Origin of the sequence: Pararhizobium capsulatum DSM 1112 (assembly GCF_030814475.1) — a bacterium.
Taxonomy (GTDB): domain Bacteria; phylum Pseudomonadota; class Alphaproteobacteria; order Rhizobiales; family Rhizobiaceae; genus Pararhizobium; species Pararhizobium capsulatum.
The window spans coordinates 3,419,057-3,445,800 of sequence record NZ_JAUSVF010000001.1; the positions used below are offsets into that span (position 1 = coordinate 3,419,057).

The 26,744-nt window shown below is 59.0% G+C and carries 28 protein-coding genes and 2 pseudogenes; 20 read left to right on the forward strand and 10 right to left on the reverse strand.

Going from position 1 to position 26,744, the window contains the following annotated elements; genetic code table 11:
• The first annotated feature begins 111 nt into the window (after positions 1 to 111).
• Together trxB and QO002_RS16515 are read left to right on the forward strand one after the other, a co-directional pair.
• Entirely contained in the window at positions 112 to 1,086 is a 975-nt protein-coding gene (gene trxB, locus QO002_RS16510; RefSeq protein ID WP_307231593.1) for a thioredoxin-disulfide reductase, read from the forward strand.
• Positions 1,087 to 1,195: 109 nt separating this feature from the next.
• On the forward strand, positions 1,196 to 2,092 hold the full coding sequence (locus QO002_RS16515; RefSeq protein ID WP_307231595.1) for a LysR family transcriptional regulator VtlR: 897 nt from the start codon (positions 1,196 to 1,198) through the stop codon (positions 2,090 to 2,092).
• Between the two features lie 390 nt (positions 2,093 to 2,482).
• On the opposite strand, the gene QO002_RS16520 is transcribed toward QO002_RS16515, so the two are convergent.
• Positions 2,483 to 2,914, reverse strand: coding sequence for an OsmC family protein (locus tag QO002_RS16520; protein ID WP_307231597.1), 432 nt, complete (start codon positions 2,912 to 2,914; stop codon positions 2,483 to 2,485).
• A 411-nt stretch (positions 2,915 to 3,325) separates the two neighbouring features.
• Here QO002_RS16520 and QO002_RS16525 point away from each other — a divergent pair, with 411 nt between their 5' ends.
• The 3 genes from QO002_RS16525 (at position 3,326) to QO002_RS16535 (ending at position 5,478) form a co-directional block, all read left to right on the forward strand.
• Entirely contained in the window at positions 3,326 to 3,619 is a 294-nt protein-coding gene (locus tag QO002_RS16525) for an ArsR/SmtB family transcription factor (RefSeq protein ID WP_307231599.1), read from the forward strand.
• Between the two features lie 69 nt (positions 3,620 to 3,688).
• Complete coding sequence (locus tag QO002_RS16530) at positions 3,689 to 4,810, forward strand: alkene reductase (protein ID WP_307231601.1); 1,122 nt, start codon at positions 3,689 to 3,691, stop codon at positions 4,808 to 4,810.
• Between the two features lie 158 nt (positions 4,811 to 4,968).
• Positions 4,969 to 5,478, forward strand: coding sequence for a GNAT family N-acetyltransferase (locus QO002_RS16535; RefSeq protein ID WP_307231603.1), 510 nt, complete (start codon positions 4,969 to 4,971; stop codon positions 5,476 to 5,478).
• 3 nt (positions 5,479 to 5,481) lie between these two features.
• On the opposite strand, the gene QO002_RS16540 is transcribed toward QO002_RS16535, so the two are convergent.
• Together QO002_RS16540 and QO002_RS16545 are read right to left on the reverse strand one after the other, a co-directional pair.
• Positions 5,482 to 6,642, reverse strand: a complete 1,161-nt coding sequence (locus QO002_RS16540) for an MFS transporter (RefSeq protein ID WP_307231606.1) — start codon at positions 6,640 to 6,642, stop codon at positions 5,482 to 5,484.
• A gap of 195 nt (positions 6,643 to 6,837) precedes the next feature.
• Positions 6,838 to 8,040: a pyridoxal phosphate-dependent aminotransferase gene (locus QO002_RS16545; RefSeq protein WP_307231608.1), complete on the reverse strand. Its 1,203-nt coding sequence runs from the start codon at positions 8,038 to 8,040 to the stop codon at positions 6,838 to 6,840.
• Between the two features lie 449 nt (positions 8,041 to 8,489).
• On the opposite strand from QO002_RS16545, the pseudogene QO002_RS16550 reads away from it, so the two are divergent.
• From QO002_RS16550 to QO002_RS16570, 5 genes and pseudogenes are all read left to right on the forward strand, one after another.
• Positions 8,490 to 8,972 (forward strand): annotated as a pseudogene (locus QO002_RS16550) (VIT domain-containing protein); the annotation flags it as partial.
• 328 nt (positions 8,973 to 9,300) lie between these two features.
• A pseudogene (locus QO002_RS16555) lies at positions 9,301 to 10,016 on the forward strand (class GN sortase).
• Between the two features lie 41 nt (positions 10,017 to 10,057).
• Positions 10,058 to 10,957, forward strand: coding sequence for a DMT family transporter (locus tag QO002_RS16560; RefSeq protein ID WP_307231610.1), 900 nt, complete (start codon positions 10,058 to 10,060; stop codon positions 10,955 to 10,957).
• A 540-nt stretch (positions 10,958 to 11,497) separates the two neighbouring features.
• On the forward strand, positions 11,498 to 11,713 hold the full coding sequence (locus tag QO002_RS16565) for a cold-shock protein (RefSeq protein ID WP_018326972.1): 216 nt from the start codon (positions 11,498 to 11,500) through the stop codon (positions 11,711 to 11,713).
• Positions 11,714 to 11,854: 141 nt separating this feature from the next.
• A complete protein-coding gene (locus tag QO002_RS16570) occupies positions 11,855 to 12,298 on the forward strand; it encodes a BA14K family protein (RefSeq protein ID WP_307231614.1) in 444 nt (147 codons plus the stop codon).
• Between the two features lie 112 nt (positions 12,299 to 12,410).
• Here QO002_RS16570 and QO002_RS16575 read toward each other — a convergent pair whose 3' ends face one another.
• Complete coding sequence (locus tag QO002_RS16575; protein WP_307231616.1) at positions 12,411 to 13,052, reverse strand: MBL fold metallo-hydrolase; 642 nt, start codon at positions 13,050 to 13,052, stop codon at positions 12,411 to 12,413.
• A gap of 96 nt (positions 13,053 to 13,148) precedes the next feature.
• Entirely contained in the window at positions 13,149 to 13,310 is a 162-nt protein-coding gene (locus QO002_RS16580) for a hypothetical protein (RefSeq protein WP_307231618.1), read from the reverse strand.
• A 379-nt stretch (positions 13,311 to 13,689) separates the two neighbouring features.
• Between QO002_RS16580 and QO002_RS16585 the strand changes: the two genes are divergently transcribed.
• Positions 13,690 to 13,956, forward strand: coding sequence for a hypothetical protein (locus QO002_RS16585; protein ID WP_307231620.1), 267 nt, complete (start codon positions 13,690 to 13,692; stop codon positions 13,954 to 13,956).
• 107 nt (positions 13,957 to 14,063) lie between these two features.
• Here QO002_RS16585 and QO002_RS16590 read toward each other — a convergent pair whose 3' ends face one another.
• Positions 14,064 to 14,954: a branched-chain amino acid aminotransferase gene (locus tag QO002_RS16590; protein WP_307231622.1), complete on the reverse strand. Its 891-nt coding sequence runs from the start codon at positions 14,952 to 14,954 to the stop codon at positions 14,064 to 14,066.
• A 273-nt stretch (positions 14,955 to 15,227) separates the two neighbouring features.
• Between QO002_RS16590 and QO002_RS16595 the strand changes: the two genes are divergently transcribed.
• The 3 genes from QO002_RS16595 (at position 15,228) to QO002_RS16605 (ending at position 17,881) form a co-directional block, all read left to right on the forward strand.
• Positions 15,228 to 15,704 (forward strand): MarR family winged helix-turn-helix transcriptional regulator, encoded by a 477-nt coding sequence (locus QO002_RS16595; protein ID WP_307231624.1) that lies wholly within the window; start codon positions 15,228 to 15,230, stop codon positions 15,702 to 15,704.
• A gap of 67 nt (positions 15,705 to 15,771) precedes the next feature.
• Positions 15,772 to 16,473, forward strand: coding sequence for a response regulator (locus tag QO002_RS16600; RefSeq protein ID WP_307231625.1), 702 nt, complete (start codon positions 15,772 to 15,774; stop codon positions 16,471 to 16,473).
• 13 nt (positions 16,474 to 16,486) lie between these two features.
• Complete coding sequence (locus QO002_RS16605; protein WP_370878509.1) at positions 16,487 to 17,881, forward strand: ATP-binding protein; 1,395 nt, start codon at positions 16,487 to 16,489, stop codon at positions 17,879 to 17,881.
• 65 nt (positions 17,882 to 17,946) lie between these two features.
• Here the strand turns inward: QO002_RS16605 and QO002_RS16610 are convergent, their stop codons facing one another.
• From QO002_RS16610 to QO002_RS16625, 4 genes are all read right to left on the reverse strand, one after another.
• Positions 17,947 to 18,288, reverse strand: coding sequence for a tRNA-binding protein (locus QO002_RS16610; protein WP_307231630.1), 342 nt, complete (start codon positions 18,286 to 18,288; stop codon positions 17,947 to 17,949).
• Positions 18,289 to 18,301: 13 nt separating this feature from the next.
• Positions 18,302 to 19,117, reverse strand: coding sequence for a pyrroline-5-carboxylate reductase (proC, locus tag QO002_RS16615; protein WP_307231632.1), 816 nt, complete (start codon positions 19,115 to 19,117; stop codon positions 18,302 to 18,304).
• 1 nt (position 19,118) lies between these two features.
• Positions 19,119 to 19,619 carry a type III secretion system chaperone family protein gene (locus tag QO002_RS16620; RefSeq protein WP_307231634.1) on the reverse strand — a complete coding sequence of 167 codons (501 nt, stop codon included), beginning with the start codon at positions 19,617 to 19,619 and terminating at the stop codon, positions 19,119 to 19,121.
• Positions 19,620 to 20,053: 434 nt separating this feature from the next.
• Positions 20,054 to 20,314 carry an accessory factor UbiK family protein gene (locus QO002_RS16625; RefSeq protein WP_307231636.1) on the reverse strand — a complete coding sequence of 87 codons (261 nt, stop codon included), beginning with the start codon at positions 20,312 to 20,314 and terminating at the stop codon, positions 20,054 to 20,056.
• Between the two features lie 222 nt (positions 20,315 to 20,536).
• Here QO002_RS16625 and lgt point away from each other — a divergent pair, with 222 nt between their 5' ends.
• The 6 genes from lgt (at position 20,537) to QO002_RS16655 (ending at position 26,713) form a co-directional block, all read left to right on the forward strand.
• Entirely contained in the window at positions 20,537 to 21,352 is an 816-nt protein-coding gene (gene lgt, locus QO002_RS16630) for a prolipoprotein diacylglyceryl transferase (protein ID WP_307233460.1), read from the forward strand.
• Positions 21,353 to 21,363: 11 nt separating this feature from the next.
• Positions 21,364 to 22,458, forward strand: coding sequence for a class I SAM-dependent methyltransferase (locus QO002_RS16635; protein WP_307231638.1), 1,095 nt, complete (start codon positions 21,364 to 21,366; stop codon positions 22,456 to 22,458).
• A 152-nt stretch (positions 22,459 to 22,610) separates the two neighbouring features.
• Complete coding sequence (gene pgeF / locus QO002_RS16640) at positions 22,611 to 23,405, forward strand: peptidoglycan editing factor PgeF (RefSeq protein WP_307231640.1); 795 nt, start codon at positions 22,611 to 22,613, stop codon at positions 23,403 to 23,405.
• A gap of 1 nt (position 23,406) precedes the next feature.
• Positions 23,407 to 24,558 (forward strand): M24 family metallopeptidase, encoded by a 1,152-nt coding sequence (locus QO002_RS16645; protein WP_307231642.1) that lies wholly within the window; start codon positions 23,407 to 23,409, stop codon positions 24,556 to 24,558.
• A gap of 82 nt (positions 24,559 to 24,640) precedes the next feature.
• The gene (locus tag QO002_RS16650; protein WP_307231644.1) at positions 24,641 to 25,507 is read left to right on the forward strand and encodes a hypothetical protein; all 867 of its coding nucleotides are present in this window, start codon (positions 24,641 to 24,643) and stop codon (positions 25,505 to 25,507) included.
• A gap of 273 nt (positions 25,508 to 25,780) precedes the next feature.
• Positions 25,781 to 26,713 carry a ribose-phosphate pyrophosphokinase gene (locus QO002_RS16655; protein ID WP_307231646.1) on the forward strand — a complete coding sequence of 311 codons (933 nt, stop codon included), beginning with the start codon at positions 25,781 to 25,783 and terminating at the stop codon, positions 26,711 to 26,713.
• The last annotated feature ends 31 nt before the right edge of the window (positions 26,714 to 26,744 follow it).

Below are 26,744 nucleotides of genomic sequence, written 5' to 3' on the forward strand. Positions count from 1 at the left end.
CTTGTATATGTGGCTTCGGTATCCATAAATAACAGGAACGTTTTTTGAACTGGTCGATCGGCTGGGCGTGTAAATGCGCCCGCTATCTGCCCAGAGCTTAGGAATTACAAAATGACTGCCCGTCACACCAAAGTTCTCATCATCGGCTCCGGCCCGGCCGGCTACACAGCTGCGATCTATTCGGCGCGTGCCATGCTCAACCCGGTGCTCATCGCCGGCATGGAACAGGGCGGCCAGCTGATGATCACCACGGATGTGGAAAACTATCCCGGTTATGCCGATCCGGTCCAGGGTCCGTGGATGATGGAGCAGATGCTGAAGCAGGCGCAGCATGTTGGCGCCGAGATCGTCAACGATCTCGTCACCAGCGTCGATTTCTCCGTGCGCCCCTTCAAGCTGACCACCGACAGCGGCACCGACTGGACGGCCGACGTCGTCGTCATCGCCACCGGCGCCAAGGCGAAGTGGCTGGGCATCGAGACGGAACATACCTTCCAGGGTTTTGGCGTGTCGGCCTGCGCCACCTGTGACGGCTTCTTCTATCGCAACAAGGACGTGATCGTCGTTGGTGGTGGCAACTCCGCTGTTGAGGAGGCCCTCTATCTCTCCAACCTCGCAAAGACCGTGACCGTCGTTCACCGCCGCGACAGCTTCCGTTCGGAAAAGATCCTGCAGGAACGCCTGTTCGCCAAGGAAAACGTCAAGGTGCTCTGGGACCACGAGGTCACCGAATATCTGGGCACGCCACCCAAGCCGCCGATGCCGGCCTCGGTCAACGGCGTCAAACTGCGCAACACCAAGACCGGTGCGACCAGCGACATGCCGATCGATGGCGTCTTCGTGGCCATCGGCCATGCGCCGGCCGTCGAGCTTTTCAAGGACCAGCTGCGCCTGAAACCGAACGGTTACCTCTGGACCGCACCGGATTCGACCGCGACCAATATTCCCGGCGTTTTTGCTGCAGGCGACGTCACCGACGACATCTACCGGCAGGCGATTACCGCCGCCGGCATGGGCTGCATGGCGGCCCTCGAGGCGGAAAAGTTTCTGGCGGGCCACATGCCTGTCGCAATTGCAGCCGAATAGAAGCTGCGAATAACCGAAGCGGATCAACCGCTTCGGCACGGGAACAGACAATTGAGCTCCCCGGCGGAACGAGGCACCGTTTCCGCCGAGGGCGTATATGGGGGAAAGCATGCCGCTAGACTGGGATAAACTGCGTATTTTTCATGCGGCAGCTGAGGCGGGTTCATTCACCCATGCGGCAGACAAGCTCCATCTTTCCCAATCGGCCATCAGTCGACAGGTCTCCTCGCTCGAGCAGGATGTCGGCCTGAAGCTGTTTCACCGCCACGCGCGCGGCCTGATCCTCACCGAGCAGGGCGAAATTCTCTATCGCACCGCCCATGAAGTCCTCATGAAACTTGAAAGCGTCAAGGTGCAACTCACCGAGACGACCGACAAGCCGAGCGGCAAGCTGCGCATCACCACCACCGTCGGCCTCGGCCAGGGCTGGTTGACGGACAAGGTACAGGAATTCCTGTCGCTCTATCCCGACATGCAGGTTCAGCTGATCCTCGACAACGAGGAGCTGGACGTGAACATGCGCCATGCCGATTGCGCCATTCGCCTGCGCCAGCCGCAGCAATCGGACCTCATTCAGCGCAAGCTCTTTACCGTGCACATGCACGTTTACGCCGCGCCGTCCTACATCAACAAATACGGCGAACCGCAGTCGATCGAGGATCTGGACAACCACCGGATTATCACCTTCGGCGAACCGGCGCCGAACTATCTTCTCGACGTCAACTGGCTGGAAATCGCAGGGCGAGAATCGGACAATCCCCGCCCCTCGCACCTGCAAATCAACAGCCAGACCTCGATCAAGCGTGCCTGTTTGCTCGGCATCGGTATTGCCATGATGCCCGACTATATTGTCGGCCGCGATCCGGGCCTGATCCAGCTGCCCATCGGCGCCGACATCCCCTCGTTCGATACCTATTTCTGCTATCCGGACGAGATGAAGAACGCCGCCAAGCTGAAGGTCTTCCGCGATTTCATCGTCGCCAAGGCCAGAAACTGGAACTTCTGAACCGACGCCTAGAACTGCCGAAAAAATCGGCCGCTTTGGATCAGCGCCCAACTCTATGATTATTATGGATTTTCCGGAACGACAAAGTTAACGCATTGTCGCAAAATGGAATTCTGCACATTTTATTCGCAGGAGTGCGCCCAGCACATGGCTGGCATGCACATTAAATGATTGCTAACAGCCCAAAAAACCAGCATACCGCACCCAGCTGATGCACTTTTGGTGGCTTTTTTCCTCCCAGTGCCACCGCAGCAGCTGTTCCCCTCTGGAGGTTTAATTACCTTCATAACTATAAAGGCCCCAAGTTTTCTTGTGGGCCTCTTTTTTTGTCCTGATTTTGGCGAGAGTGGCGCGACCGGCGTGGTGTTCGCCGGCCGCGCGACCGGATAATTAAGAGAGCGACGCGTTGAGGCTGATCGGGACCGCCGAGAGCGCCTTCGATACCGGGCACCCCGCCTTGGCCTTGTCCGCGAGCTCCTTGAAGGTCGCTTCATCCGCGCCCGGGACGCTGCCTGTCAGGTTGAGTTCGATCGCGGTAATCGCAAAACCATCGGGAACCTGCTCAAGCGTGACGACTGCCTTGGTATCCAGACTGTCGGCGGTAAAGCCGGCCTCGCCCAGGATCATGGAGAGCGCCATGGTGAAGCAGGCGGCGTGTGCCGCGCCGATCAGCTCTTCCGGATTGGAGCCCACAACCCCTTCAAACCGGGTCTTGAAGCCGTAGGGGTGCGATTTCAATGCGCCGCTTTCGGTGGAAACCTCGCCTTTTCCATCCTTCAGGCCGCCGGACCAGTGCGCGGATCCATTTTTCTGAATTTTCATCTCAAGTCTCCCTGTTTCGCTCGCGTTGGGCGAGCCGCCGTTGGTGGCGACCGCCAAGTTCTCCTTGGTCAACAAACTATGGCAGACGAGTTGAGAGACAACCGGGGCGGCGGAATTTCATGAAATGCTCTGCCCGGCTCGCAGATTTTTTTAATAGCAAGCATTGAAAATTTACCAACGCGCGCCATATTAGAGATAGCTGAGGCACATGGTGGTCTTCTCCTCCCGGTATCCACCGCCGCAGCTGTTCCCCTCTGGAGGTTTTAACCTTCACACCTAGATGGCCCCCAACTCCGTTGCGGGGCTCTTTTTTTGCCTGCATCCCAAAAAATCGGAACACGATACCTTTAAAATCGCGATCTTCCGATCTATGTATCGGTATATCGGGATTTAACGATACAGAGTTTCGAGATGGACAGAGACGATATTCTGAAAGCGCTTTCCCACCCCATGCGGATGGAGATTCTTTCCTGGCTGAAGGAGCCGGAAGCGCATTTCAAAAACCAAGAGCATCCGCTCGACATGGGTGTCTGCGCCAGCCAGTTTGAACGCTGCGGCCTGTCGCAATCCACTGTTTCCGGCCATCTCGCCACCCTGCAGCGCGCCGGTCTGGTAACGACCCGGCGCGTCGGGCAGTGGATTTTCTACAAAAGGAACGAGGAGACCATCAAGGCGTTCCTGAAAGACATCGGCGAGGCGCTTTAGGCCTCGCCCACATCATCCGGCTTGGACCGGACCTCCCAAGCATCCTTCCCGCAACGAAAAGGACGACCAATGGCTTCCCTCTTTGACCCCATCCAGATCGGCGATATTGCGCTTGCAAACCGCATCGTCATGGCGCCGCTGACCCGTAACCGCTCCCCGGGCGCCGTGCCGAACACGCTGAACGTCACCTACTATGAACAGCGCGCCTCTGCCGGCCTGCTGATCACCGAAGCAACCGCCATTACCCATCAAGGTCAGGGCTATGCCGACGTTCCCGGCCTCTACAGCAAGGAAGCGCTGGATGGCTGGAAGAAGGTAACAGACGCCGTTCACAAGGCGGGCGGAAAGGTCGTCGTGCAGATGTGGCATGTCGGCCGCATCTCCCACACAGACCTGCAGCCCAACAACGGCAAGCCGGTATCCTCCTCGGCCATCCGGGCAAAGTCCAAGACCTACCTCGTCAATGAGGACGGTACGGGCTCCTTTGCCGAAACCTCCGAGCCCCGCGCCCTGGAACTTTCGGAAATCCCCGGCATCATCGAGGATTACCGCAAGGCCGCACGTGCAGCGATCGACGCCGGCTTCGACGGCGTGGAAATCCATGCCGCCAACGGCTATCTGATCGACCAGTTCCTGCGCTCCGACATCAACCAACGCACCGACCAGTACGGCGGCTCGATTGAAAACCGCGCCCGCTTCCTGTTCGAGGTGGTCGATGTCATCACCAAGGAAATCGGCGCCGGCCGCACCGGCATTCGCATCTCCCCGGTCACCCCGGCCAATGACGCAAGCGATCCGCAGCCGCAGCCGCTGTTCACCTATGTCGTGGAAGGCCTGGCGAAATATTCGCTCTCTTATATCCACATCATCGAGGGCGCGACCGGCGGCCCCCGTGACTTCCAGCAGGGCGAAAAGCCGTTCGACTACAAGGCACTGCGCACAGCTTACGAACAGGCCGGCGGCAAGGCGGCCTGGATGGTCAACAACGGTTACGACCGGCAGGAAGCCATCGACGCTGTCGAGCAGGGCCGCGCTGATCTCGTCGCCTTTGGCAAGCCGTTCATTGCCAATCCGGATCTCGTCGAGCGGTTGAAGGAAAACGCCCCGCTCAACACCCCGGACCAGGCCACCTTCTACGGTGGCGGTGCCAAGGGCTACACCGACTATCCGGCGCTCGAACAGGTCGCCTGATCGTCCCGTTCGAACCTTGGAATATCGAAGCCGTCCGCAATTCGCGGGCGGCTTTTTTGTCGATAATCCGAAGCGAATGACAAACGGCAATCATTTACAGGATGTCCGATGCCGCCGGATCGTATAGAGCCAAGGCAATCGAGACCGGAGTTGAACCAATGATCATTCGCGATGCGACCCTTGAGGACCTGCCAGCGATCCGAGACATCTATAACGATGCCGTCGCCAACACGACGGCGATCTGGAACGAGACGATCGTCGACCTCGAAAACCGCGCCAAATGGTTCGCCGATCGGCAGAAGAGTGGCTATCCGGTCATCGTTGCCGTGGCGGAAGATGGCACTGTTGCCGGCTATGCCTCCTTCGGCGACTGGCGCGCATTCGATGGCTATCGTCACACGGTCGAACACTCCGTCTATGTCGAGAAAAACCAGCGCGGCGGCGGCATAGGCAGGGCGCTGATGGTGGCTCTGATCGAGCGCGCCCAGGCACTTGGCAAGCATGTGATGGTCGCCGGTATCGAGGCCGGCAACACGGGCTCCATTCGCCTGCACGAAAAACTTGGCTTCGAAATCACCGGCCAGATGAAGGAGGTCGGCACCAAGTTCGGCCGTTGGCTTGACCTCACCTTCATGCAGATCATCCTGCCGGGTTCAGACCCGAAGTAATCCCTACGCCGCCAACTCCCTGCCGACCAAACGCCGTGGCGCGAGCGCTTTGACACAGAACAGCGCGTAGACGATCAGCGGCAGGCAGACGAGATAAGAGATGCGGATGCCCGCATGCTCGGCAACAAAGCCCAGCAGCGGCGGCGCAAGAAAGAAGACAATAAACGTCACCTGTCCAAGAGCCGCGACATTGAGATGCGATGCGCGATCGGTGCGCTGCGCCGCCGCGGAGACGGCAAGCGGGTAGACCGCACTGCAACCTGCTCCCATGGCCGCAAAGCCGAACAGCGCGATGTAGGCATGCGGCGCGAGCCACACGGCGGCAAGGCCGAAGGCTGCCAGAAGAAGAAGCCCCGCGGCAACGTTTCGGGCACCAAAACGATCGACCACCGGATCGGCAAAAAGCCGCATCATCGCCATGAAGAATGTGAAGAGTGTCAAACCAAGCCCGCCGATGAATGGCTCAACCGCGAATACATCGCGCATATAGATTGCAGACCAGTCGATCCCTGCCCCCTCCACCAGGAACGCAGCGACGCCGATGATGCAGAGCGGTAGCAGTCCCATTGTCGGCACGGCAAATAGAGGCGCTGCCGCATCCTCCTGCAACTCCCGCGCTGGCGCATTGCGGATGCCGGTGATCACAAATCCACCAATGACGAAGACGATGGCGACCGTCACCGCCATGTGCGTCTGCATGGAGATATCGGCCTGTCGGATGCCGGATGCGATCAGCGCGGTAACGAAGAAGCCGAGGCTCCAGAAGCCATGGGCACGGTTCATCATGCCATGCCCGGCCTGTGCCTCAATGCGGTCGATCTCGACATTGAGGTTGATTTCGAGCGCACCAGCCAGAAGCCCGGCGCAAAAGAAGGCTGCAAAGACTGCAGGTGCGGCACCCAGCCACGGAATGAGCGCGAGTATGGCGCTGATCCCCAGAACGGTGATAAAGGCTGTCGTTCTTGCACCCAACCGCGCAATCAGATGCGAGGAGAAGGTCAGCGAGATCAACGCACCGATTGACATGCCGATCAGCGTCAACCCCAGCTCGGACTTGTTGACGCCAAGCGCCACCTGCAGGTCGGGCATGCGGGCAAGCAAGGCCCCCAGCGACACGGCAAAGAGAAAAAAGCAGGCATAGATTCGGTGTTGCGGCGCAAGCATGGGTGTCTCCTCGTAGAACGTTCTATAGAAGGAGTCGCCGCATAAAAAAACTGCCGGGGCGATGCCACCGGCAGTTTTCGCTACAAATTCAGCAGTATGTCGCGCAAAAGTGCGCAGCGGTTTTGCGACAACGACATGTGCAGCAAAAATCTGCAGCACAGCGCAATTGAAAGATTGCGCTGTGCTGCAATCTTTTTACTTGCAGGCTGCACAGAAGCGCTGGATGCGCTTGCAGGCTTCCTCAAGCTGGGCTTCCGAAGTCGCATAGGAAATGCGGAAGTTGGGGCCGAGACCGAAAGCCGAACCATGAACGACGGCGACGCCTTCCGATTCGAGCAGCTCGGAGACGAAATCTTCGTCTGACTCAATCAGCTTTCCGGTCGGGGCAGTCTTGCCGATCAGCCCTTTGCACGACGGATAAACGTAGAAGGCGCCTTCCGGCGACGGGCACTCGATGCCCTTGGCCTGGTTCAGCATCGAGACGACGAGGTCGCGGCGGCCTTCGAAGATCTTCTTGTTTTCCGGGATGAAATCCTGGGTGCCGTTCAGCGCTTCCACGGCCGCCCACTGGGCAATCGAGGTCGCACCCGAGGTCTGCTGGCCCTGGATCATGTCCATCGCCTTGATCAGCTGCAGCGGCCCGGCTGCATAGCCGATACGCCAGCCGGTCATTGCATAGGCCTTGGAGACGCCGTTCATGGTGAGCGTGCGGTCATAGAGCGACGGCTCGACTTCGACCGGGGTAACGAACTTGAAGTTGCCATAGGTCAGGTGCTCATACATGTCGTCGGTCAGGACCCAGACATGCGGATGCTTGACGAGAACGTCGGTCAGCGCCTTCAGCTCATCGTAGCTGTAGGCAGCGCCCGACGGATTGGACGGCGAGTTGAAGATGAACCACTTGGTCTTGGGCGTAATCGCCTTGTCCAGGTCTTCGGCCTTCAGCTTGAACTTGTTTTCCTGGGTGGTCGCCACGAACACCGGGGTGCCGCCGCACAGCGACACCATCTCGGGATAGGAAACCCAATAAGGTGTTGGGATAACGACTTCATCGCCCGCATTCAGCGTTGCCATGAAGGCATTGAAAAGAATCTGCTTTCCACCGGTGCCGACGATCGTCTGCTCCGGGGCGTAGGTCAGGCCGTTTTCGCGCTTGAACTTCTCGGCGATTGCCTTGCGCAATTCCGGGATGCCGGAAACCGGCGTGTACTTCGTCTCGCCTCGGTTGATCGCGTCGATGGCCGCTGCCTTGATGTTGTCAGGCGTATCGAAATCCGGCTCGCCTGCACCAAGTCCGATCACATCGCGACCCTTGGCTTTCAGCTCACGGGCTTTCTGGGAAACGGCGATGGTGGCGGATGGCTTCACACGGGAAAGAGCGTCGGCAAGAAAGGCCATGATACGGTTGTCCTGATCAGGTTGAAACGGCATGCGGGCCAATGGAGCGGCGCAGGCTCCATAGCGGTTAGGTGTATGTCGAAAGAGAGGCTGCGTTTCAAGCGGAAACACCCGGCAAAGCCGGCAAAAATCGTGACCATGACAATGTTTCATCGGTGCCGTCAGCCTCCAAGATGAATTAGCTTCTCCACTTATCCATCCAGCCACCTGAAATGACTCTGCTTTTCCGCCTGACCTCGAAAGCGTTGGAGCGCCAAAAATCAAAGTTGAATCAGACGTTGAAGAAGGTTGATTTATTCAAGGAAAACAGTTGGTTTTCCGCTTTTTCATAAAATCACGATTTCGACACAACAAATGCGTCGGCAGGCCGCAATTCAGTCTTCGTGCAGCCGATTTCCGGGCCTCTTCTCATGCCGAACATGAATCTTTTGTAATGAAGGGGTCCTGGAATGTTTCTTGATGAACAACTGATCCGGACACAGACGAGCCGGCGCGATCTGCGCCTTGGCGTCGCGCTTGCGGCACTGAGCCTGAGTTTTCTGATGCTCGCCGGGCTCTTCGCCCGCGCTCTCGCCGAAACGCCGCAGCCGCGGGAAGCAGCACCCGGCCTCGTGCGGCCCAACGACATGGGCACCGGCGCCCTGCTCTTTCCCTCGCCACAGCCCGGCTATTTCGTCGAGGCGCTGCGGCTGGCGACGGACGTCGAGATTGATGTGTCAGGTCCCATCATGCGCACCCGTGTCACCCAGCGCTTCCAGAACCCGTCGAAGGGCTGGGTGGAAGTCTTTCCGCTTCCCGACGATTCCGCCGTCGATGTCATGAAGATGCAGATCGGCGACCGCTTCATCGAAGGCGAGATCAAGCCGCGCGAAGAGGCCCGTCAGATTTACGAAGACGCGAAAGCCGAGGGCAAGAAGACCGCACGGCTGGAGGTGCCGCTCAACCTGCCGGCCGGCTGGCACTTCGACACGGTGTTTGGCGAGGAAGGCTCAGGTGGGGGCACCGAGCACGCCGCAGCAATGCCCTCCCCTGAAGCGGAGATGGTTGCAGACCTCATAGCCGCTGCCCCGACCGCACGCGCCGCCAGCATGATCGCCCAGGCGGCCAAGCCTGTAGCCTTGCCGCAGACCACAACCCTTGCCGACCGGCATATCCTGATCGGCCTGATGCTGATCGCCATCGCCGCGATGGCGGCCATCGCCTTCGGCCTGTGGCGCTGGCAGATGCAGGGTCTTTTCACCGCGAAAGCTGAATCCCGCCATGAGCCTTGAGAGATCGAACGAAAGGCGCGCCGGGTTTCTGGCGCGCCTCAGTGCCGGCGAAACCGTCGTCCTGGCCATCATCGCCATGATCGCCCTTGCCGGAACGCTTCTGATCGGCAAAGGCCTCTACATGAAGGCCAAGGCGGAACTCTCGCAGGTTCTGCTGCAACGCAGCTTTGCCGCCGAGCTGCGCGGCGAGACAGGGGCGAAACCCTGGCCCTGGGCCGACTTCACCACCGAAGCGGAGATCACAGCGCCGCGCCTTGGGAAAAGGCTGTGGTACTCGCCGGGGCCAGCGGCGAAGCCGTTGCCTTTGGTCCCGCCCATCTTTCCAACACGCCGCAGCCGGGCGACAGCGGCACCGCCGTCATTGCCGCCCATCGTGATACATATTTCCGCTGGCTGAAGGACGTGAAGCCCGGCGACCTGCTCCTCATCACCCGCAAGGACGGCCGGGAGCTTACTTTCCGCGCAGGGCCGGGCCGGATCGCCCGCTGGGACGAAAGTGGCATCAATGCCAATGCCGCGGGCCATCATCTCGCACTCGCGACTTGCTGGCCTTTTGATGCAACAGCGCGAGGCCCGATGCGTTACATCGTGAGCGCTGAGCTGATGGAAGACGCCTCGCTTGCAGCGACCGATGCAGGCGGCGCAGGGCAAGAACTCCCGGAAAAGTCGTCTGACAACGCACTTGCCCAAAATTCGGTCAACTGATACTTGACGGCCTCGATCCGCTACCGTCAGGACTTCCCATCGTGAATCGCATTCAGGCCAACCTGCTTCTGCTTCTGTCGGGCGCCATCTGGGGTGCCGGTTTCGTCGCGCAATCCACTGCGATGGGTCAGGTCGGCCCTTTTTGGTTCACAGGCATGAAATTCGCACTGGCAGCGCTGGTCGTCGCGCCGCTCGCCTTTTTCGAGACACGCAGGGCAACAACCGCGATGCCGAAAAACAGTATCCGCAATTTCACGATCATTGGGCTTGCCCTGTTCTGCGGCGCCATCACGCAACAAATCGGCCTCTTGACGACCAGTGTCACCAACTCCGGTTTTCTCACCGGGCTCTATGTCGTGTTCGTGCCGTTGCTGACCGTCATCTTCCTGCGCCGCCAGCCGCACTGGATCATCTGGCCGGCGGCAGCCATGGCGATGTTTGGTATTTTCCTGCTCAGCGGCGGCTCGCTCGCGGGCCTCAATAGTGGCGACCTCATGACCATCGTCTGCGCGGTCTTCTGGGCCATTCAGGTGATGCTGGTCGGGATTTTTGCAGTCAGCACCGGCCGTCCCATGATGTTGTCGCTGGTGCAATTTTCCACCTGCGCCTTCGTCAGCTCCATCCTCGGCTCCGTCATGGAACCGATCAGTTTCACAGCGATCAACAACGTCCTGCCGGAAATCCTCTATGCCGGTATCCTGTCGAGCGGTGTCGCCTTCACCTGCCAGGTTGTCGCTCAACGCTACACGACAGCCCCGCAGGCGGCGATCTTCCTGTCCAGCGAAGCGCTCTTCGCCGCGCTCTTTGGAATGCTGCTTCTCGGTGAAACGATTACGCCGATCGGCTATGTCGGCTGCGGCATCATCTTCGCCGCCATGATGTTGGTGGAGCTCGTTCCCGAGCTGACGAAGCGCAATGCCGAAATGAAGGCCTCGACCTAAAACGGCCTGATCCCGGCAGGAACAATAACGTCTCCACCTGCCGAAAACGTGCTGTTCCAAATCGAGACAAGCAGCTCGGCCGTTAACGTATCGTTTACGGATTGTCTCGGCGATTCAGGTATCAATATCAGAAACGACTGCGACATTTCCTGACGCAGACGCCTAAATTTTTCTCACAATCAGACAAAAACAAGCGATTTCAATAGCTTGCAATGCAACCTGAGAAAGTCTTCTTTTTTCAGCAATTGATCTCATTTTGCGCAAAGTGAAAAGGCGCATTTGTTTCGTCAAACTTTTGCTTGCCAATTCAAAATAAACGCATCAATCTTACTGTGTTCGGGCAATTTACGGACACGGGAAGACCTTGAATAAAGCGCGCCGGAGACGCCAAATGTTCCGGGCAGTCGGGCAAGATAAGCTTTGTGTTGACTGGCTGCAATTACAGGACCCTTTCCTCCTCGATAACTGCCTGCCCCACGCCCTATGGGCAAAATCGTAATGCTGCCCGCCGCTTCGGGCAGAGGAAAAAGGACCTGACGCATGGCCGAAACTGGCATTGTTAAATTCTTCAACACCGATAAGGGCTTTGGTTTCATCAAGCCCGACAATGGTGGGGCTGATATCTTCGTGCATATCTCCGCCGTACAGGCTTCCGGCCTGAACGGACTGTCTGAAAACCAGAAAGTCAGCTTCGACACGGAACCGGATCGCCGCGGCAAAGGCCCCAAAGCGGTCAATCTGCAGATTTCCGGCTGATCGCAAAATCTGCACACGATTCAAGTTGAGGCCCGGCACTGTTGCCGGGTTTTTTCGTTCAGGCTGCATTCAGCCTCATGGTCTTAACCTCTTGTCATCATGAAGACCGGAAATCCTCCGGTTATCAACGGGACCACGACCATGAAGAAGATGATCAAAGCTGCTGTGCTCGGCCTTGCAACGTTCGCTACGGTGCTGCCGGCTCTTGCCCCCGCCCATGCTGGCGACTGGGACCGGCGCTATTATCGTCGTGACTACCACCACGGCCACCACAACGATGGCGACGCCGTTGCTCTGGGCGCACTCGGCCTTGCGACCGGCCTCATTGTAGGCGGCGCGATCGCCAGCCAGCCGCGCTATCAGGAACGGGTCTACGTCGATCCGGAACCCGAATATTACGAGCCTGCACCGGTCTATCGTCGCCCGCGCCCCGTCGTCGTCGATAATGGCTATGGATACGGCGCAATCGAGCCTTGGAGCTCCGGCTGGTACGACTATTGCGAACGCCGCTATCGTTCCTTCAACCCGCGCACCGGCACTTTCCGCGGCTATGACGGCCGCGACTACTTCTGCCAGGCTGGCTAAGGGATGTCGCGTCAGAACTTAAATCGCCGCACTCTTTGAGAATTTCCGGTTGAACCCGACAAAAGGCCCGCGTCCAGGAATGGAGCGGGCCTTTTTCTGTTTGTACTCTGCCTCAAAGACCGCGCAGATAAGGATTGGTGCGGCGTTCTTCGCCAATCTGCCCGCCAGGGCCATGACCGCAAATGAAGCCCACGCCATCCCCAAGCGGCAGGATCTTGTCACGAATGGAATCGAGAAGCTGCTGATGATTGCCGCCGGGCAGATCCGTGCGCCCTATCGAACCATGAAAGAGCACATCTCCGACATGAGCAAAGCCCTGGATGCGATTATAGTAGACAACATGACCCGGCGCGTGACCCGGGCAATGTAGAACCTCGAATATATGCTCGCCGAAGGAAACAGTATCACCATCTTCCAGCCAGCGATCGGGCAGCACGTTCTCGACTTTCATTGCCAATCCAAAACGCTCTGCCTGACTTTCCAGCCGCTCAAGCAGTGGCAGATCGTCCTTGTGCGGACCAATGATCTCCAGACCGAGCGTGTCCTTGAGTTCCTTGGCGCCGCCGGCATGGTCGATGTGGCCGTGCGTCAGCCAGATCGCTTTCAAGGTGATGCCGTTTTCCTTGATCGTCTGCAAAATGACATCGACATCCCCGCCAGGATCGACAATGACACCTTCCTTCGTGTCGGTGTCGAAAAGCACCGTACAGTTCTGCTGGAAATGGGTAACCGGAATAATGCCCGCCTGTAACATGCCTGCCTCGCTGAACAACAATCAGCCTGCATATAGAACGGCAATGACGGGAATGAAACCTGCCTTCAGACCGAGCCCCGCAGCTTCGCGTTCATATTAACGAAGCTGGGCAAGTTCTACGGGCGGTTGAACCGGCGCAAGGTTCACAGTTGTCATCAGCAGGGCAGCCACGGCCAGCTTGGCGGCAATAACCGTAATAACAACGGGTCGCAACTGGCTGGCGGCTGCGGATTCGACGTAGGTGACAGACTGGTTCATCGGACGGGTCCTTTTCATTTGGCCTGTTAACACCGGGAAATCGGAAAGGTTCCTGAAAACGGAACAACTGCAGTATTTTAGATTTCAGCGAAATACGCTGTTCCCTGCGATACAGGCGCCCGCCAAAGGAAGGACCGGAGATGCTGCACCTGGAGTTTGTCAGGGAAAAGTGAGAACCGGTTTTTCCGAAAAGACAAACGAAAACAAAAGAATCTAGAGGATGTCTGGTTCAATCTGAACCAGACATCCTCTAATACTTTCTCAAAGTTGAAAATTGACTCCCATCCTCATACGCTGCACGTTATGGTGGCCGAATGACCGGCGTAGAGCCCGCTCACGGGGGGAGCCTGGTAGCGGGACAGAGACGGGAGCACTCATCATGGAAGCACTCTTGCCCATCATTACCCAGTTGATCGCAGGCGCTGCGGGCGGAAACGCCGCCGGGGCGGCCCTCAAGCAGCAAGGTCTCAGCGTCATCGCCCGCACGATCGTCGGAGCGATCGGCGGCCTTGGCGGCGGCTTCATCGTGCAGATGGTCGGTGGTGAAGCTGCTGCGGCGGGTCTTGTCGCTCAGGCGATCGGCGGCCTTGTCGGTGGCGGCGTGCTGACCGGACTTGCTGGCGCCGTTCTCGGCCGCAAGGCGTAAACAACTCGGTCCGTCCTGCGATTTGCAGTGGAGACATAGCTATTGGGACAGGAAAAAGGCGGCCTCCATCTTGGGCCGCCTTTGTCTTTACTGGCACAAATAAATGCTTATTCGGCAACGGCTGCGACCGGATAGACTTCCTTCATGTAGTCGTTCATCAGCGTTTCGCAGATGGTCGACGGCGTGAAGCGGTGAGGACCGATTTCGGAAACCGGCGTTACTTCCGCGGCCGAGCCCGTCAGGAAGCATTCGGTGAAGCTGTCCAGCTCTTCCGGCATGATCGCCCGCTCAATGACCTGATAGCCCCGACGCTTGGCGAGCTCGATGACGGTCTGGCGGGTGATGCCATTGAGGAAGCAATCCGGCACCGGCGTATGGATGACGCCATCCTTCACGAAGAAGATGTTGGCACCCGTCGCTTCCGCAACCTGCCCACGATAGTCAAGCATCATGGCATCGGCGTAGCCCTTGGCTTCGGCGGCATGCTTGGAGATGGTGCAGATCATGTAAAGGCCGGCGGCCTTGGAAGCGCAAGGGGCGGTTTTCGGGTCCGGACGGCGATACTCGGCGATGTCCAGGCGAATTCCCTTCAGCTTTTCGACCGGGTTGAAATAGCTACCCCACTGCCAGATGGCGATAGCGACATTGATGCGATTGCTTTGGGCGGAAACGCCCATCATCTCCGAGCCGCGCCAGGCGATCGGGCGGACGTAGGCATCCGAGAAGCCCTGACGCTTCAGAAGCTCGATCGTCGCCGCATCCAGCTCTTCAACGCTACAGGGGATGGTAAAACCAAGAATTTCAGCCGACTTGTGAAGACGCTGATTGTGTTCGGTCAGCTTGAAGATGCGGCCGCCATAGGCGCGCTCGCCTTCGAAAACAGCACTTGCATAGTGAAGCCCGTGGGTCAGCACATGGATCTTGGCGTCCTTCCAGTCGACAAACTCGCCGTTGAACCAGATCTGTCCATCCATCTGGTCGAAAGGAACTCCTGCCATGCTCTTATCCTCCGGCGTATCCGCGCCATTTTCTTTGCGATTTCGATATCTCCACGCGCCGCTCGGACGGCAAATTGTGGAGGGGAATGATCCTGAGTGAATTTGGATTGGCGATCGCATCGCCACCGCCTACATTCAACGCAGGACGCTGGCGTCGATTGTCTCGCCTTTCTAGGGTGAAGACTTACCAACCGTAGAAAATTATGTCAATAAAGCTGACATAATTTTTCGAAAGTTGCAGCGAAGGCCTTGCAAACGAAAGGAAATGACTGCGTGGCAGGACAGCCCAATCAGAACTCCGCGATCAAGGCCACCCCTGAAGGCTCCGATTCCGTCGATTATGAGATCATCGAGCTGCTGTTCTTTGCCTATCGTGACTTTACCTCCGATCCGGATGTGATCCTGGAGAAGCGTGGTTTTGGACGCGCCCATCACCGTGTCCTGCATTTTGTGGACCGTGAACCCGGCATGACGGTGGCCGACCTGCTCGATACGCTGAAAATCACCAAGCAGAGCCTTGCGCGGGTGCTCAAGCAGCTGATCGATTCTGGTTATATCCACCAGATCGCCGGGCCTGAGGATCGGCGCCAGCGTAAGCTCTATACCACCAAGGAAGGCAAGGCTTTGGCCCGAGCCTTGGCAGAGCCACAGTCACGGCGCATAGCCGATGCGATTGCCGCAAGTGGGCCTGAAGCAAGAGATATCGTCACGCGCTTCCTGGCCAGCATGAAGAACAAATCGGACGACTGAGACCATCGCCATCCCCGCCGTCGCAAGGATGGATTTCAAATCGAGGGCAGCGCCCGGACATGGAACCATGACCAAGACAGTGAATATTCCCGATGATGCCGCCCATTTGCTGGTGGTGGACGACGACCGGCGCATCCGTGAACTTTTGAACCGCTACCTGATGGAGCAGGGTTTCCGGGTTACCACGGCAGCGGATGCAGACGAGGCACGGCGCCGTCTGCAGGGCATCGACTTCGACCTCCTGATCGTGGACGTGATGATGCCGGGCGAAACGGGTATTTCCCTCACCCAGGACCTGCGCAAGATCAAGACTGTGCCGATCATCATGTTGACGGCGCTTGCCGAATCCAATGCTCGTATCGAGGGCCTGGAGGCCGGCGCCGACGACTATCTGCCGAAACCTTTTGATCCGCGCGAACTCGTGCTGCGCATCAACAACATCCTGCGACGCAACGCTCCGGCCCAGCAGCCGAAGGTGGAGCAGGTCATTTTCGGCCCCTTTACCTTCTCAGTCGTGCGCAAGGAACTGCGCCGCGGCGCGGATCATATTCGGCTGACGGACCGCGAACAGGAAATCATGATGCTGTTTTCCCAGCGTCCCGGCGAAACCATCCCGCGTCACGAACTTGTCAGTGACGACGCGGAGGTCGGTGAACGCACCATCGACGTCCAGATCAACCGGTTGCGCCGCAAGATCGAGGACGACCCGTCCAATCCGGTGTTTCTCCAGACAGTGCGCGGCATCGGCTATCGGCTGAGCGTGGACTGACGAATGAGGTCTCATGGCAAGCTTTAAGGGAATGTGCCGGGGCCTGAAGGTGAGACGGCGAACCTTGAACCGCAACAGCGCCTGGGGTCGCTTTACACTCTGGCTGCGCCGCCGGCTGCCGATGGGGCTTTACGCCCGCTCGTTGCTGATTGTCATCATTCCGATGGTTCTGCTGCAGTCCGTGGTTGCCTTCGTCTTCATGGAACGGCACTGGCAGCTGGTGACGCAACGCCTTTCCTCGGCTGTAACCGCCGATATCGCCGCCATAATCGACCTGATAAACCATACGCCGGAAAGTGAAGTCAATGACATCATCCGTATCGCCCGCGAGCGTCTGAACCTCAATGTCTCCATCGAGACCGGCGGTGAGCTACCTCCGCCCCGCCCGAAACCATTCTTTGAAATTCTCGACCAGATTCTGAGCGAGGAAATATCCGACCAGATTCGCCGGCCATTCTGGATTGATACCGTCGGCGACTCCTCTTTCGTCGAAATCCGCATCAAGATTGATGGCGACCGCATCCTGCGCGTCTATGCCCGGCGCAGCCAGGCCTATGCCTCCAACACTCATATTTTCATTGTCTGGATGGTCGGCACGTCACTGGTGCTGCTCGCCATTGCCATTCTCTTTCTGCGCGGTCAGATCCGGCCGATCCTGGCGCTGGCGCATGCAGCAGAAAGTTTCGGCAAGGGACAGAAGATCGACGACTTCTCACCGCGCGGCGCCGAAGAAATTCGTCGCGCCGGCCTCGCCTTCATTCAGATGCGCGAGCGCATCGAGCGGCAGATCGAGCAACGCACCGCCATGCTCACGGGCGTCAGCCACGACCTTCGCACCATCCTCACTCGCTTCAAGTTGCAACTCGCCCTGGCGCCGGACCACCCGGATTTCGAAAGCCTGAACCAGGATGTCGAGGACATGCAAAGCATGCTCGAAGGCTATCTGGCTTTTGCCCGCGGGGAAGCGGAAGAAGACGTCGGCGAACTCAAGCTCAGCGACCTGATGATCAGACTGGAAGCTGAGGCCGAACTCCATGGCAAGGCACTTGCCGTGACGCTTGAAGGCAAGGACGATATTCGCGTCAGACCGAACGCTTTCACCCGCCTTGTGGCCAACATCGTGTCAAATGCCTACCGCTATGCCAATTCGGTCAATGTGGAGGCCAAACATGGCGCCAAGTGGCTGACCATTACCGTCGATGACGACGGTCCCGGCATTCCCGAGCGCTCACGCGATGACGTTTTCAAGCCGTTTTTCCGATTGGACGAAGCACGGAATCTCGACAATTCCGGCACTGGCCTTGGCCTTGCCATTGCCCTCGACATCGCCCGCAGCCACGGCGGCAACATCACGCTTGCCGACAGTCCCCTTGGCGGTCTGCGCGCTGTTATCCGTGTCCCGGCTTGATCAGCGGGGATAGATTGCCATCAGCCCGCGACGCTCGTTGAACCGAGCCAGGCCCTGATATTTTCCTAAAGCAGCTTCTTGCCGTTCGGCACCGGTTTATCAGTCGCGGCAAGAACGATCGCATTCGCCTCGTCCTCAAAGCCGAGCGTTAGGACTTCAGAGCGAAACGGCCCGATCTGACGGGGCGGAAAATTGACGACGCCGAGCACCTGACGGCCGATCAGGCTCTCTGGCGTGTAGTGAACTGTGATCTGGGCAGAAGATTTCTTGAGGCCTATCTCGGGTCCGAAATCGATCACCAGCTTGATCGCAGGCTTGCGCGCTTCCGGAAAGGGCGAGGTTTCGACGATCGTGCCGACGCGAATATCGACACGCTCGAAATCGGCATAGGTGATGGTATCGGTCATGAGAAATCCAGAGTTAACCGGCGAGCTCTTCCGCCCGCTTGCGGGCTGCGGCAATCGCCCTGTCGAAGAGAGGCTGCATACCGTCATCGGCCATGAGGATGGAAAGCGCTGCCGCCGTCGTGCCGCCAGGAGAGGTAACGTTCTGGCGCAGACGCGAAGCATCGTCGGGGGACTGGTAGAGAAGTTCACCAGCCCCCGCGACGGTTTCTCGAGCGAGCCGCATGGCGAGGTCCGCCTGAAGACCGGCCTTGCGACCGGCCTCCGCCATGCACTCCACGAGATAGAACACATAAGCAGGACCACTGCCGGATACCGCCGTTACCGCGTCGATATCGGCCTCCGTCTCGACCCATTCGACCGGACCGCTGACTTTCAGAAGATCATGCACCGCTGCCCGCTTTTCGGGAGAAACGGCACTGTTGGCAAAGGCGCCGGTGACGCCGCGGCCGATCATTGCGGGCGTGTTGGGCATGGCACGAACCATGGCCGCTTCGCCGAGATGGGACGCCATGAAGGCAAGAGTGGTACCAGCCGCGACCGAAACGACGACCGTCTCAGGGCCGACAAGAAACTTCAACGGCGGCAGCACCGCTCCCATCAGCTGCGGCTTCACCGCCAGGAACAGGACCCCCGCCTTCAGGCCTTCGGGTGCTGTCGTCACATGGGTTGCACCATTGTCGGCGATGAGCTTGGCCATGGCCGGCGACGGGCCGGGATCTATGACGAGGACGTCGCTGCCCTTGATGCCGTTTTTCAGCCAGCCAGACAGCATCGCGCCACCCATGTTGCCAGCACCAATGAGAACGATTGGTCCCACCGCCTTGGTCACCTCAAGCCTCGCCGACAGTTTCGAACATCACGGCCTCGACGGCCTTGTGCGCTTCGACACCGGACCAGACGACGAACTGGAAGGCCTGGAAGTAGGATTCACAAGCATCGAGCGCGCTGGACAACAGGACTTCCACCTGCTGGTTGGTCGGCTCCGCGCCGCCTGAAAGCAGAAGCGACTGGCGGAAGATCACGACATCCTCCTGCCGCCACAGGTCGAAATGCCCCATCAGCACCTGCCCGTTGATATGGGAAAGCAACCTGATGACTTCGTTGACGCGGCTCTCGGGAACCTTGATGTCGAACGCGCAGGCGAGATGCAGCGCTTCAAACTCTTCCATCCAGGAAAAGGAGACATGATAGTCGGTCCACTTGCCCTCGACCGTCATGGCGATTTCATCTTCGCCGGAGCGCTCGAAGCACCAGTCATTGTTGGCTGCGACAAACTCGATCATGTCGACCGGGTTTGATTGACGCTCAAGGTCCAATTCCATCAGGCTCATATGTCACCTTAAAAGTCCCGATACAGACATGCGTCGTCGTGCTCACACACGACAGCGGCAAACTCAAACACCGGAAACAAACACTATGATTGCTGGACACACGGCTATCCTGGCTTACTTACCCTGCCCGGAGCTTGCGTGACCCGTTTCGAATCATCATTTAAAATCAGTGTATAACGGCGGAGTCTGCATGCCAGCCCCTCCACTCGAAAATACGTCTACGAGGTTGTGGAAAGAACTTTGAAACAGATTCAGCGGGAGTTCTTAAACGACTCTGCCGTAAGCATTTTTTGGCAGTGTCCACAGGGGTAAAAAATTTATGAAAAAAGCTGCCGGAAACACTCCCCGGCAGCGGATGAAATGCCCGGATGTTACAAAACGAAACAGGTCGCACGCGACATCGCGATCAAGGCCTGCCGAATCCCTCCGAAAGCCTACTTGCCGGCTGCGTCGAGGCGAGCTTCAAGGGCAGCGATCCGGGCCAGCAGCGCGTCGTTTTCGTCGCGCGCCCTGAGCGCCATTTCGCGCACGGCCTCGAACTCTTCACGCTTGACGATATCCATCGAGTTCATGAGCTTTTCGCCCTGCGCCCGAAAGACCGTTTCCATTTCCCGCCTGACACCCTGCGCAGCACCGGCCGCATCGGTCATCAGCTTGGCGAATTCGTCCAGAATACGGTTGGTGCCCGTCGTCATCGTCTCGATCTCCGATCTTCCCTGCCGCTGGTCATTGCTGCCGCAGTCTCATGAATGAGGTAGGAGCGGCGGCGGCGCGATGCAAGGAAAAATACAAGTGAATGATTTCCTTTAGCGCCCGGCGCGTGCCTTGACCCTGCCGGGTTGGAGAGCCATGTTCCGGCAAACGACAGGCTGGAGAAAAGCAAGACCTTGGAAACAACCGCGACTTTTCTCGCCATCATGCCCTTCCCCCAGATCGATCCTGTCCTTGTGACCATCGGTCCCTTGCAGATTCACTGGTACGGTCTCGCCTATGTCGCGGGTATTCTCATCGGCTGGCAATATGCACGCAGACTGGTGCGCAACATCACGCTTTGGCGCAACGGCCAACCGGCCATGACGGAACCACAGCTGGACGACTTCCTGCTCTGGGTTGCGGCCGGCATCGTCGGTGGCGGACGGATCGGTTACATTCTCTTCTACGATCTTGCGACCGTCATCGAAAACCCGATACGGGCGATTGAAATCTGGAACGGCGGCATGTCTTTTCATGGCGGTCTGATCGGCACGATGATTGCCATGATGATCTTTGCACGACGCAGAGGCATCGCGATGTGGAGCCTCTTCGACATCGTCTCCGCCGTCGTCCCCATCGGCCTGTTTTTCGGCCGCATCGCCAATTTCATCAATGGTGAACTCTGGGGTCGCTTGTCTTCCCTCCCGTGGGCAGTCGAATTCCCGCCGGGAAGCGGCCTTGCCTACCATCCGAGCCAGCTCTACGAGGCGAGCCTTGAAGGCATCGTGCTGTTGCTAGTGTTGACCTACGTTATCTATCGGCGCCACGCACTGAAGACGCCGGGTCTCGTCTGTGGCATCTTCGTGCTTGGCTATGCGATCTCGCGTATCCTGGTTGAATTCTTCCGCCAGCCGGATGCCCAGATCGGTTATCTCGCCGGCGGTTGGCTGACGATGGGCATGGTGCTGTCGACACCGATGGCGCTGGCCGGACTTTGGGCGATCCTCCGTGCCCGTCGTACAGCCGCAACCGTCACCTGAGGAGGAGCGCGATGAGCACGCCCCTGGGAGAAAAGATCAAGGCCCTGATCACCGCAAGCGGTCCGATCAGCGTCACCGACTATTTCTCGCTCTGCCTCGCCGACCCGCAGCACGGATACTACAAAACGCGCGAGCCGTTCGGCGCAGCCGGCGATTTCACCACTGCGCCCGAGATCAGCCAACTCTTTGGCGAAATGATCGGTATCTTCCTCGTCCAGGCCTGGCAGCGTCATGGCGAGCCGGATCCGGTGCATATCGCCGAGATCGGCCCGGGGCGTGGAACGATGATGGCCGACATCATGCGCGTCATCTCCAAGCTTGCTCCGTCGCTTTATGAGGCAGCCCAGTTCCACCTCATCGAGACCAGCGAACGACTGCAGAAGATCCAGAGCCAGACGCTCGTCGCCCACAAGTTCAAAATCACCTGGCACGAGAGCTTCGACACGCTGCCGGAAGGCTTTCTCCTTCTGGCCGCCAATGAACTCTTCGACGCCATCCCCATCCGGCAGTTCGTGAAGACGCCGCAAGGTTTCCGCGAGCGCATGGTCGGCCTGGATGCCGAAGGCGAGCTGACATTCGCGGCCGGTGTAGCCGGTCTCGACCCTGCCTTGCTACCACAGTCGCCGACCGAAGTGCCGGCGGGCACGATCTTCGAGATTTCTCCCGCGCGTGACGCGGTCATGGCAACGCTTGCCTTGCGTATCCGCACCGGCGGCGGCACTGCCGTCATCATCGACTACGGCCACCTGTCGACCGGCTATGGAGATACGCTGCAGGCAGTGCGCGAGCATCAGTTCGACCCGCCGTTGAAGCAACCCGGTCAAGCCGACATCACAAGTCATGTCGATTTCGAGCAACTGGCTCGCAGGGCTGTGACGGAAGAGCTTCAGATCAACGGCCTGACCTATCAGGGTGATTTTCTCGTTGGGCTCGGGCTCATCGAGCGAGCTTCCTCCCTTGGCAGCGGCAAGGATACACTGACACAGGAAGGCATCAGTCTTGACGTCGAAAGGCTGGCTGGCAGCGGGGAAGGCAAGATGGGAGAACTTTTCAAGGTTCTTGTCGTCAGCAGCCCTGCCGTTGCGCTCACGCCATTTCAACGCTGAACGGCTGCCCGTTGCCCGCCTTGTCTCGATCCCGTGAAATGCGATTATTGACACGGCGACAGGCGGAGGCCAACATCGCGCCAAATCGAACAGGCCCTCCGCACGGGGTCCGAAATCCCAGATATCACAGACATGAAAGGGCAAAAACACCGATGAAGGATGACGCCCTGCCCTCGCCTGTTTTCAGTCCGATTCTCTCTGACCTCGCAAAAAACGGCATCTCTCACGGTTATTTCACCCGCGAGGGCGGCGTGTCCGAGGGCATTTATCGTGGTCTCAATGTCGGCCTTGGCTCAAACGACGAGCGCTCGCATGTCGTGGAAAACCGCCAGCGGGTCGCAGCGTTTTTCGATGCTGCGCCGGAGAAGCTCGCCACCGTGCATCAGGTTCATTCGCCAACGGCAATCGTCGTTGATGAAACCTATAACGGCGCCCGGGCGGAAGCCGATGCGCTGGTGACGATGACCCCCGGCCTCGTCATCGGCGTGCTGTCAGCCGATTGCGGCCCGGTCCTCTTCGCCGACCCATCCGCGGGCGTCATCGGTGCCGCCCATGCCGGCTGGAAGGGCGCGCTCGGTGGCGTGCTTGAAAGCACGATAGACGCCATGGTGTCGCTCGGCGCAGGGCGCGAAAACATCATTGCCAGCCTCGGTCCCTCAATCAGCCGCCGCAGTTACGAGGTGGGTGCAGAGTTCGTCGAGCGTTTCCTCGAACGCGATGCGAGCTACACGTCGTTCTTCACCCCATCTGCGCGCGATGGCCACGCGATGTTCGATCTGCCGGCGCTGACGATCAAGCGGCTGACCGACGCGGGCGTAACCGCGGAGAACCTCGATCTCTGCACCTATGCGGACGAAGCCCGATTCTTTTCCTATCGCCGGACGACCCACCGCAACGAGCCGGACTACGGCCGACAGATTTCGGCAATTTCCATTCGGGAGGCATGACATGGCACTGCACTTTGGCCAGGACGAATTTACCGCGCGATTGGAACGGCTGAAAGCCTCCATGAAGGAGGAGAAGCTCGACGCGCTTCTGCTCTTCGCCCAGGAAAGCATGTACTGGCTCACCGGCTATGACACCTTCGGCTATTGCTTCTTCCAGACGCTGGTGGTCAAGGCCGATGGCTCAATGGTGCTGCTGACCCGTTCCGCCGACCTTCGGCAAGCGCGGCATACCTCGAACATCGAGCGCATCGAGATCTGGGTGGATAGGGTAAATGCCGATCCGACGATGGATCTCAAGAACCTGCTGAGCGATCTCGATCTCCTCGGCATGCGCATCGGCGTTGAATATGACACCCATGGCATGACCGGCCGCGTTGCACGGTTGCTCGACCAGCAGCTTACCAGCTTCGGTCAGCTCATCGGCGCATCTGGCATGGTCGGCAAGCTTCGGCTGATAAAGAGCCAGGCCGAAATTGCCTATGTCGAGAAGGCAGCAAGCCTTGCCGACGATGCCCTCGACGCTGCCCTGCCCCTGATCCGTCCCGGCGGCAGCGAGGCCGATATTCTGGCCGCTATGCAGGGCGCCATCTTTGCCGGCGGCGGCGACTATCCGGCCAACGAGTTCGTCATCGGCTCGGGTGCCGACGCGCTTCTCTGCCGCTACAAGGCCGGCCGGCGCACGCTCGATGCCCAGGACCAGTTGACTCTGGAGTGGGCGGGCGTCAGCGCCCACTATCATGCAGCCATGATGCGCACCGTTGTCATCGGAGAAACGACGAACCGGCACCGCGAACTCTACAGCGCCTGCCGGGAAACCATCCAGGCTGTGGAAATGGTGCTGCGGCCGGGCAATACCTTCGGCACGGTCTTCGAGATCCATGCCAAGATTATGGATGAGCGCGGGCTGGCCCGCCATCGTCTCAATGCCTGCGGTTATTCGCTGGGTGCCCGCTTCTCGCCCTCATGGATGGAACAGCAGATGTTCCACATCGGCAACCCGCAGGAAATCCTGCCCGACATGTCGCTCTTCCTGCACATGATCATCATGGACAGCGAGAGTGGAACGGCCATGACACTCGGGCAGACCTACATCACCACCGACGGCGCGCCGAGACCGCTGTCACGGTACGGACTGGACTTCATCACTGCTTAGGAAAATTGCCGTATCGTTTTGGCGAGCAAGGTGAAGGTGGGGGCCTTCGCGCTCCTCCTCGCGACGAATGAACGGTGGAACGATGCACAAGCTGATCATTGCCATTACCGGCCTTGCCCTGCTCGCCGGCTGCAACTCGACCGATGCCCTGATCCCCCAGGTCGATGTCGGCGAAGGAACGTTTCGTTCCCCGCCGGTCAACCAGGCCGACCTCGACACCATGTCCTCGCAACCGGCCTATGTGCCGCCCCAGGAAACGGCATCCGTGCAGAGCGCGCCGCTTGATGCGCAGCCGGACTACCGGCAGCCGCAGCCCGACACGAGTTTTGCACAGGGCGACGTCGACTACACTGATCCCGCCGGATCCCTGGAAGCACAGGCAAGCCGGCTTTCCCAGGGAGATGTTCCCGCGCAGGAACGCCAGATCGCCCGTAGCACGCCTCAGCTGACGCAGACGGCAGACAACGCGCCTGCCGAAAACGAACAGCCCGCTGAACAACAAGTGCCTCCCTTGCAGGCCGCCGCCGAGCAGCCGCGGCTGGAAAAGCCGCAACAATCCGCAGCCATCGCTCCCAAGGGCGAGGCCAACAGCATTCGCTTCCTTCCGATCATCGGCGCGCCGGTCGCCGCCGTGACCTCGCTTTCCAAACAGCTCGGTGCCGATGCGCGTGCACACGGCTTGACGATCAAGAGTTCGTCGGACGCCAGCAGCCAGCACATCCTCAAGGGCTATTTCTCGGCCCTGAAGGACGGCGGCAAGACGACCGTGGTCTATATCTGGGATGTTCTTGATGGCAGCGGTAACCGGCTGCACCGCATTCAGGGGCAGGACACGGTCGATGCCACGGCGGCGGACCCTTGGGCGGCAGTGCCACCGGAGACGATGCAGGCCATTGCCAGCAAGTCGATCGAGACCTACCTCGCCTGGGCCCGCGCCAACGCGGGTTAGAGTTGTCGCAAAACGATGCAGAATGGCAACGCCGGGCGTCCGATTCGAGCCAACGGGCAACGCCGCTTAAAACTTTTTCGGATAAACCGCACGAGAAGGCGGCATTCCCCTTGCATTCAGGGTCAGGGACGTTATGAAGCGCCCAAGCGGCTCTGTTTCAAAGCCCCTCGGGCTGACAGCGCACACCGAACACTGCTTACGGAATTCGCGCGACACGACCCGGACTGGAACCAACGGTCTGGAACCACTCGCGCCAGCACAGGCGGACCATCGATGAAGGTTTTCGCAGGCAATTCGAACCGGCTGCTTGCCGAAGCGATCTGCAACTATCTTAACCTGCCGCTCGGCAAAGCAACTGTCAGACGATTTGCCGACCAGGAAATCTTCGTAGAAATTCAGGAAAATGTACGCGGCGAGGACGTTTTCGTCATCCAGTCCACGTCGTTTCCGACCAATGATCACCTGATGGAATTGCTGATCATGATCGATGCCATGCGCCGCTCGTCGGCGCGGCGCATTACGGCTGTAATCCCCTATTTCGGTTATGCCCGTCAGGACCGCAAACCCGGGCCGCGCACGCCGATCTCGGCCAAGCTCGTCGCCAACCTGATCACCGAAGCCGGCGCAGACCGCGTGCTGACGCTAGATCTTCATGCAGGCCAGATCCAGGGCTTCTTCGACATCCCGACCGATAACCTCTATGCCGTGCCGATCCTGTCGCGCGACGTCAAGGAAAACTACGACCTCAAGAACGTCATGGTCGTTTCGCCTGATGTCGGCGGCGTCGTGCGCGCCCGCGCCCTTGCAAAGCGTCTCGATTGCCAGCTGGCCATCGTCGACAAACGCCGCGAACGCGCTGGCGAATCGGAGGTCATGAACGTTATCGGCGACGTGACCGGCAAGGACTGTCTGCTGATCGACGACATCGTCGATTCCGGCGGCACGCTCTGCAATGCGGCCGAAGCCCTCCTGAAGAACGGCGCGACCAGCGTCACCGCCTATATCACCCACGGCGTGCTATCGGGCGGCGCGGTTGCCCGCGTCACGTCTTCGAAGCTCAAGGAACTGGTGATCACCGACTCGATCCAGCCGACCACGGCTGTCCAGTCCGCCCACAATATCCGCGTCATCACGACCTCGACGCTGATCGGCGAAGCCATCAACCGCACCAGCCAGGAAGAATCGGTTTCCAGCCTGTTCGATTGACCCGCGCAAGCGGCCCGGTCAGACAATTGGC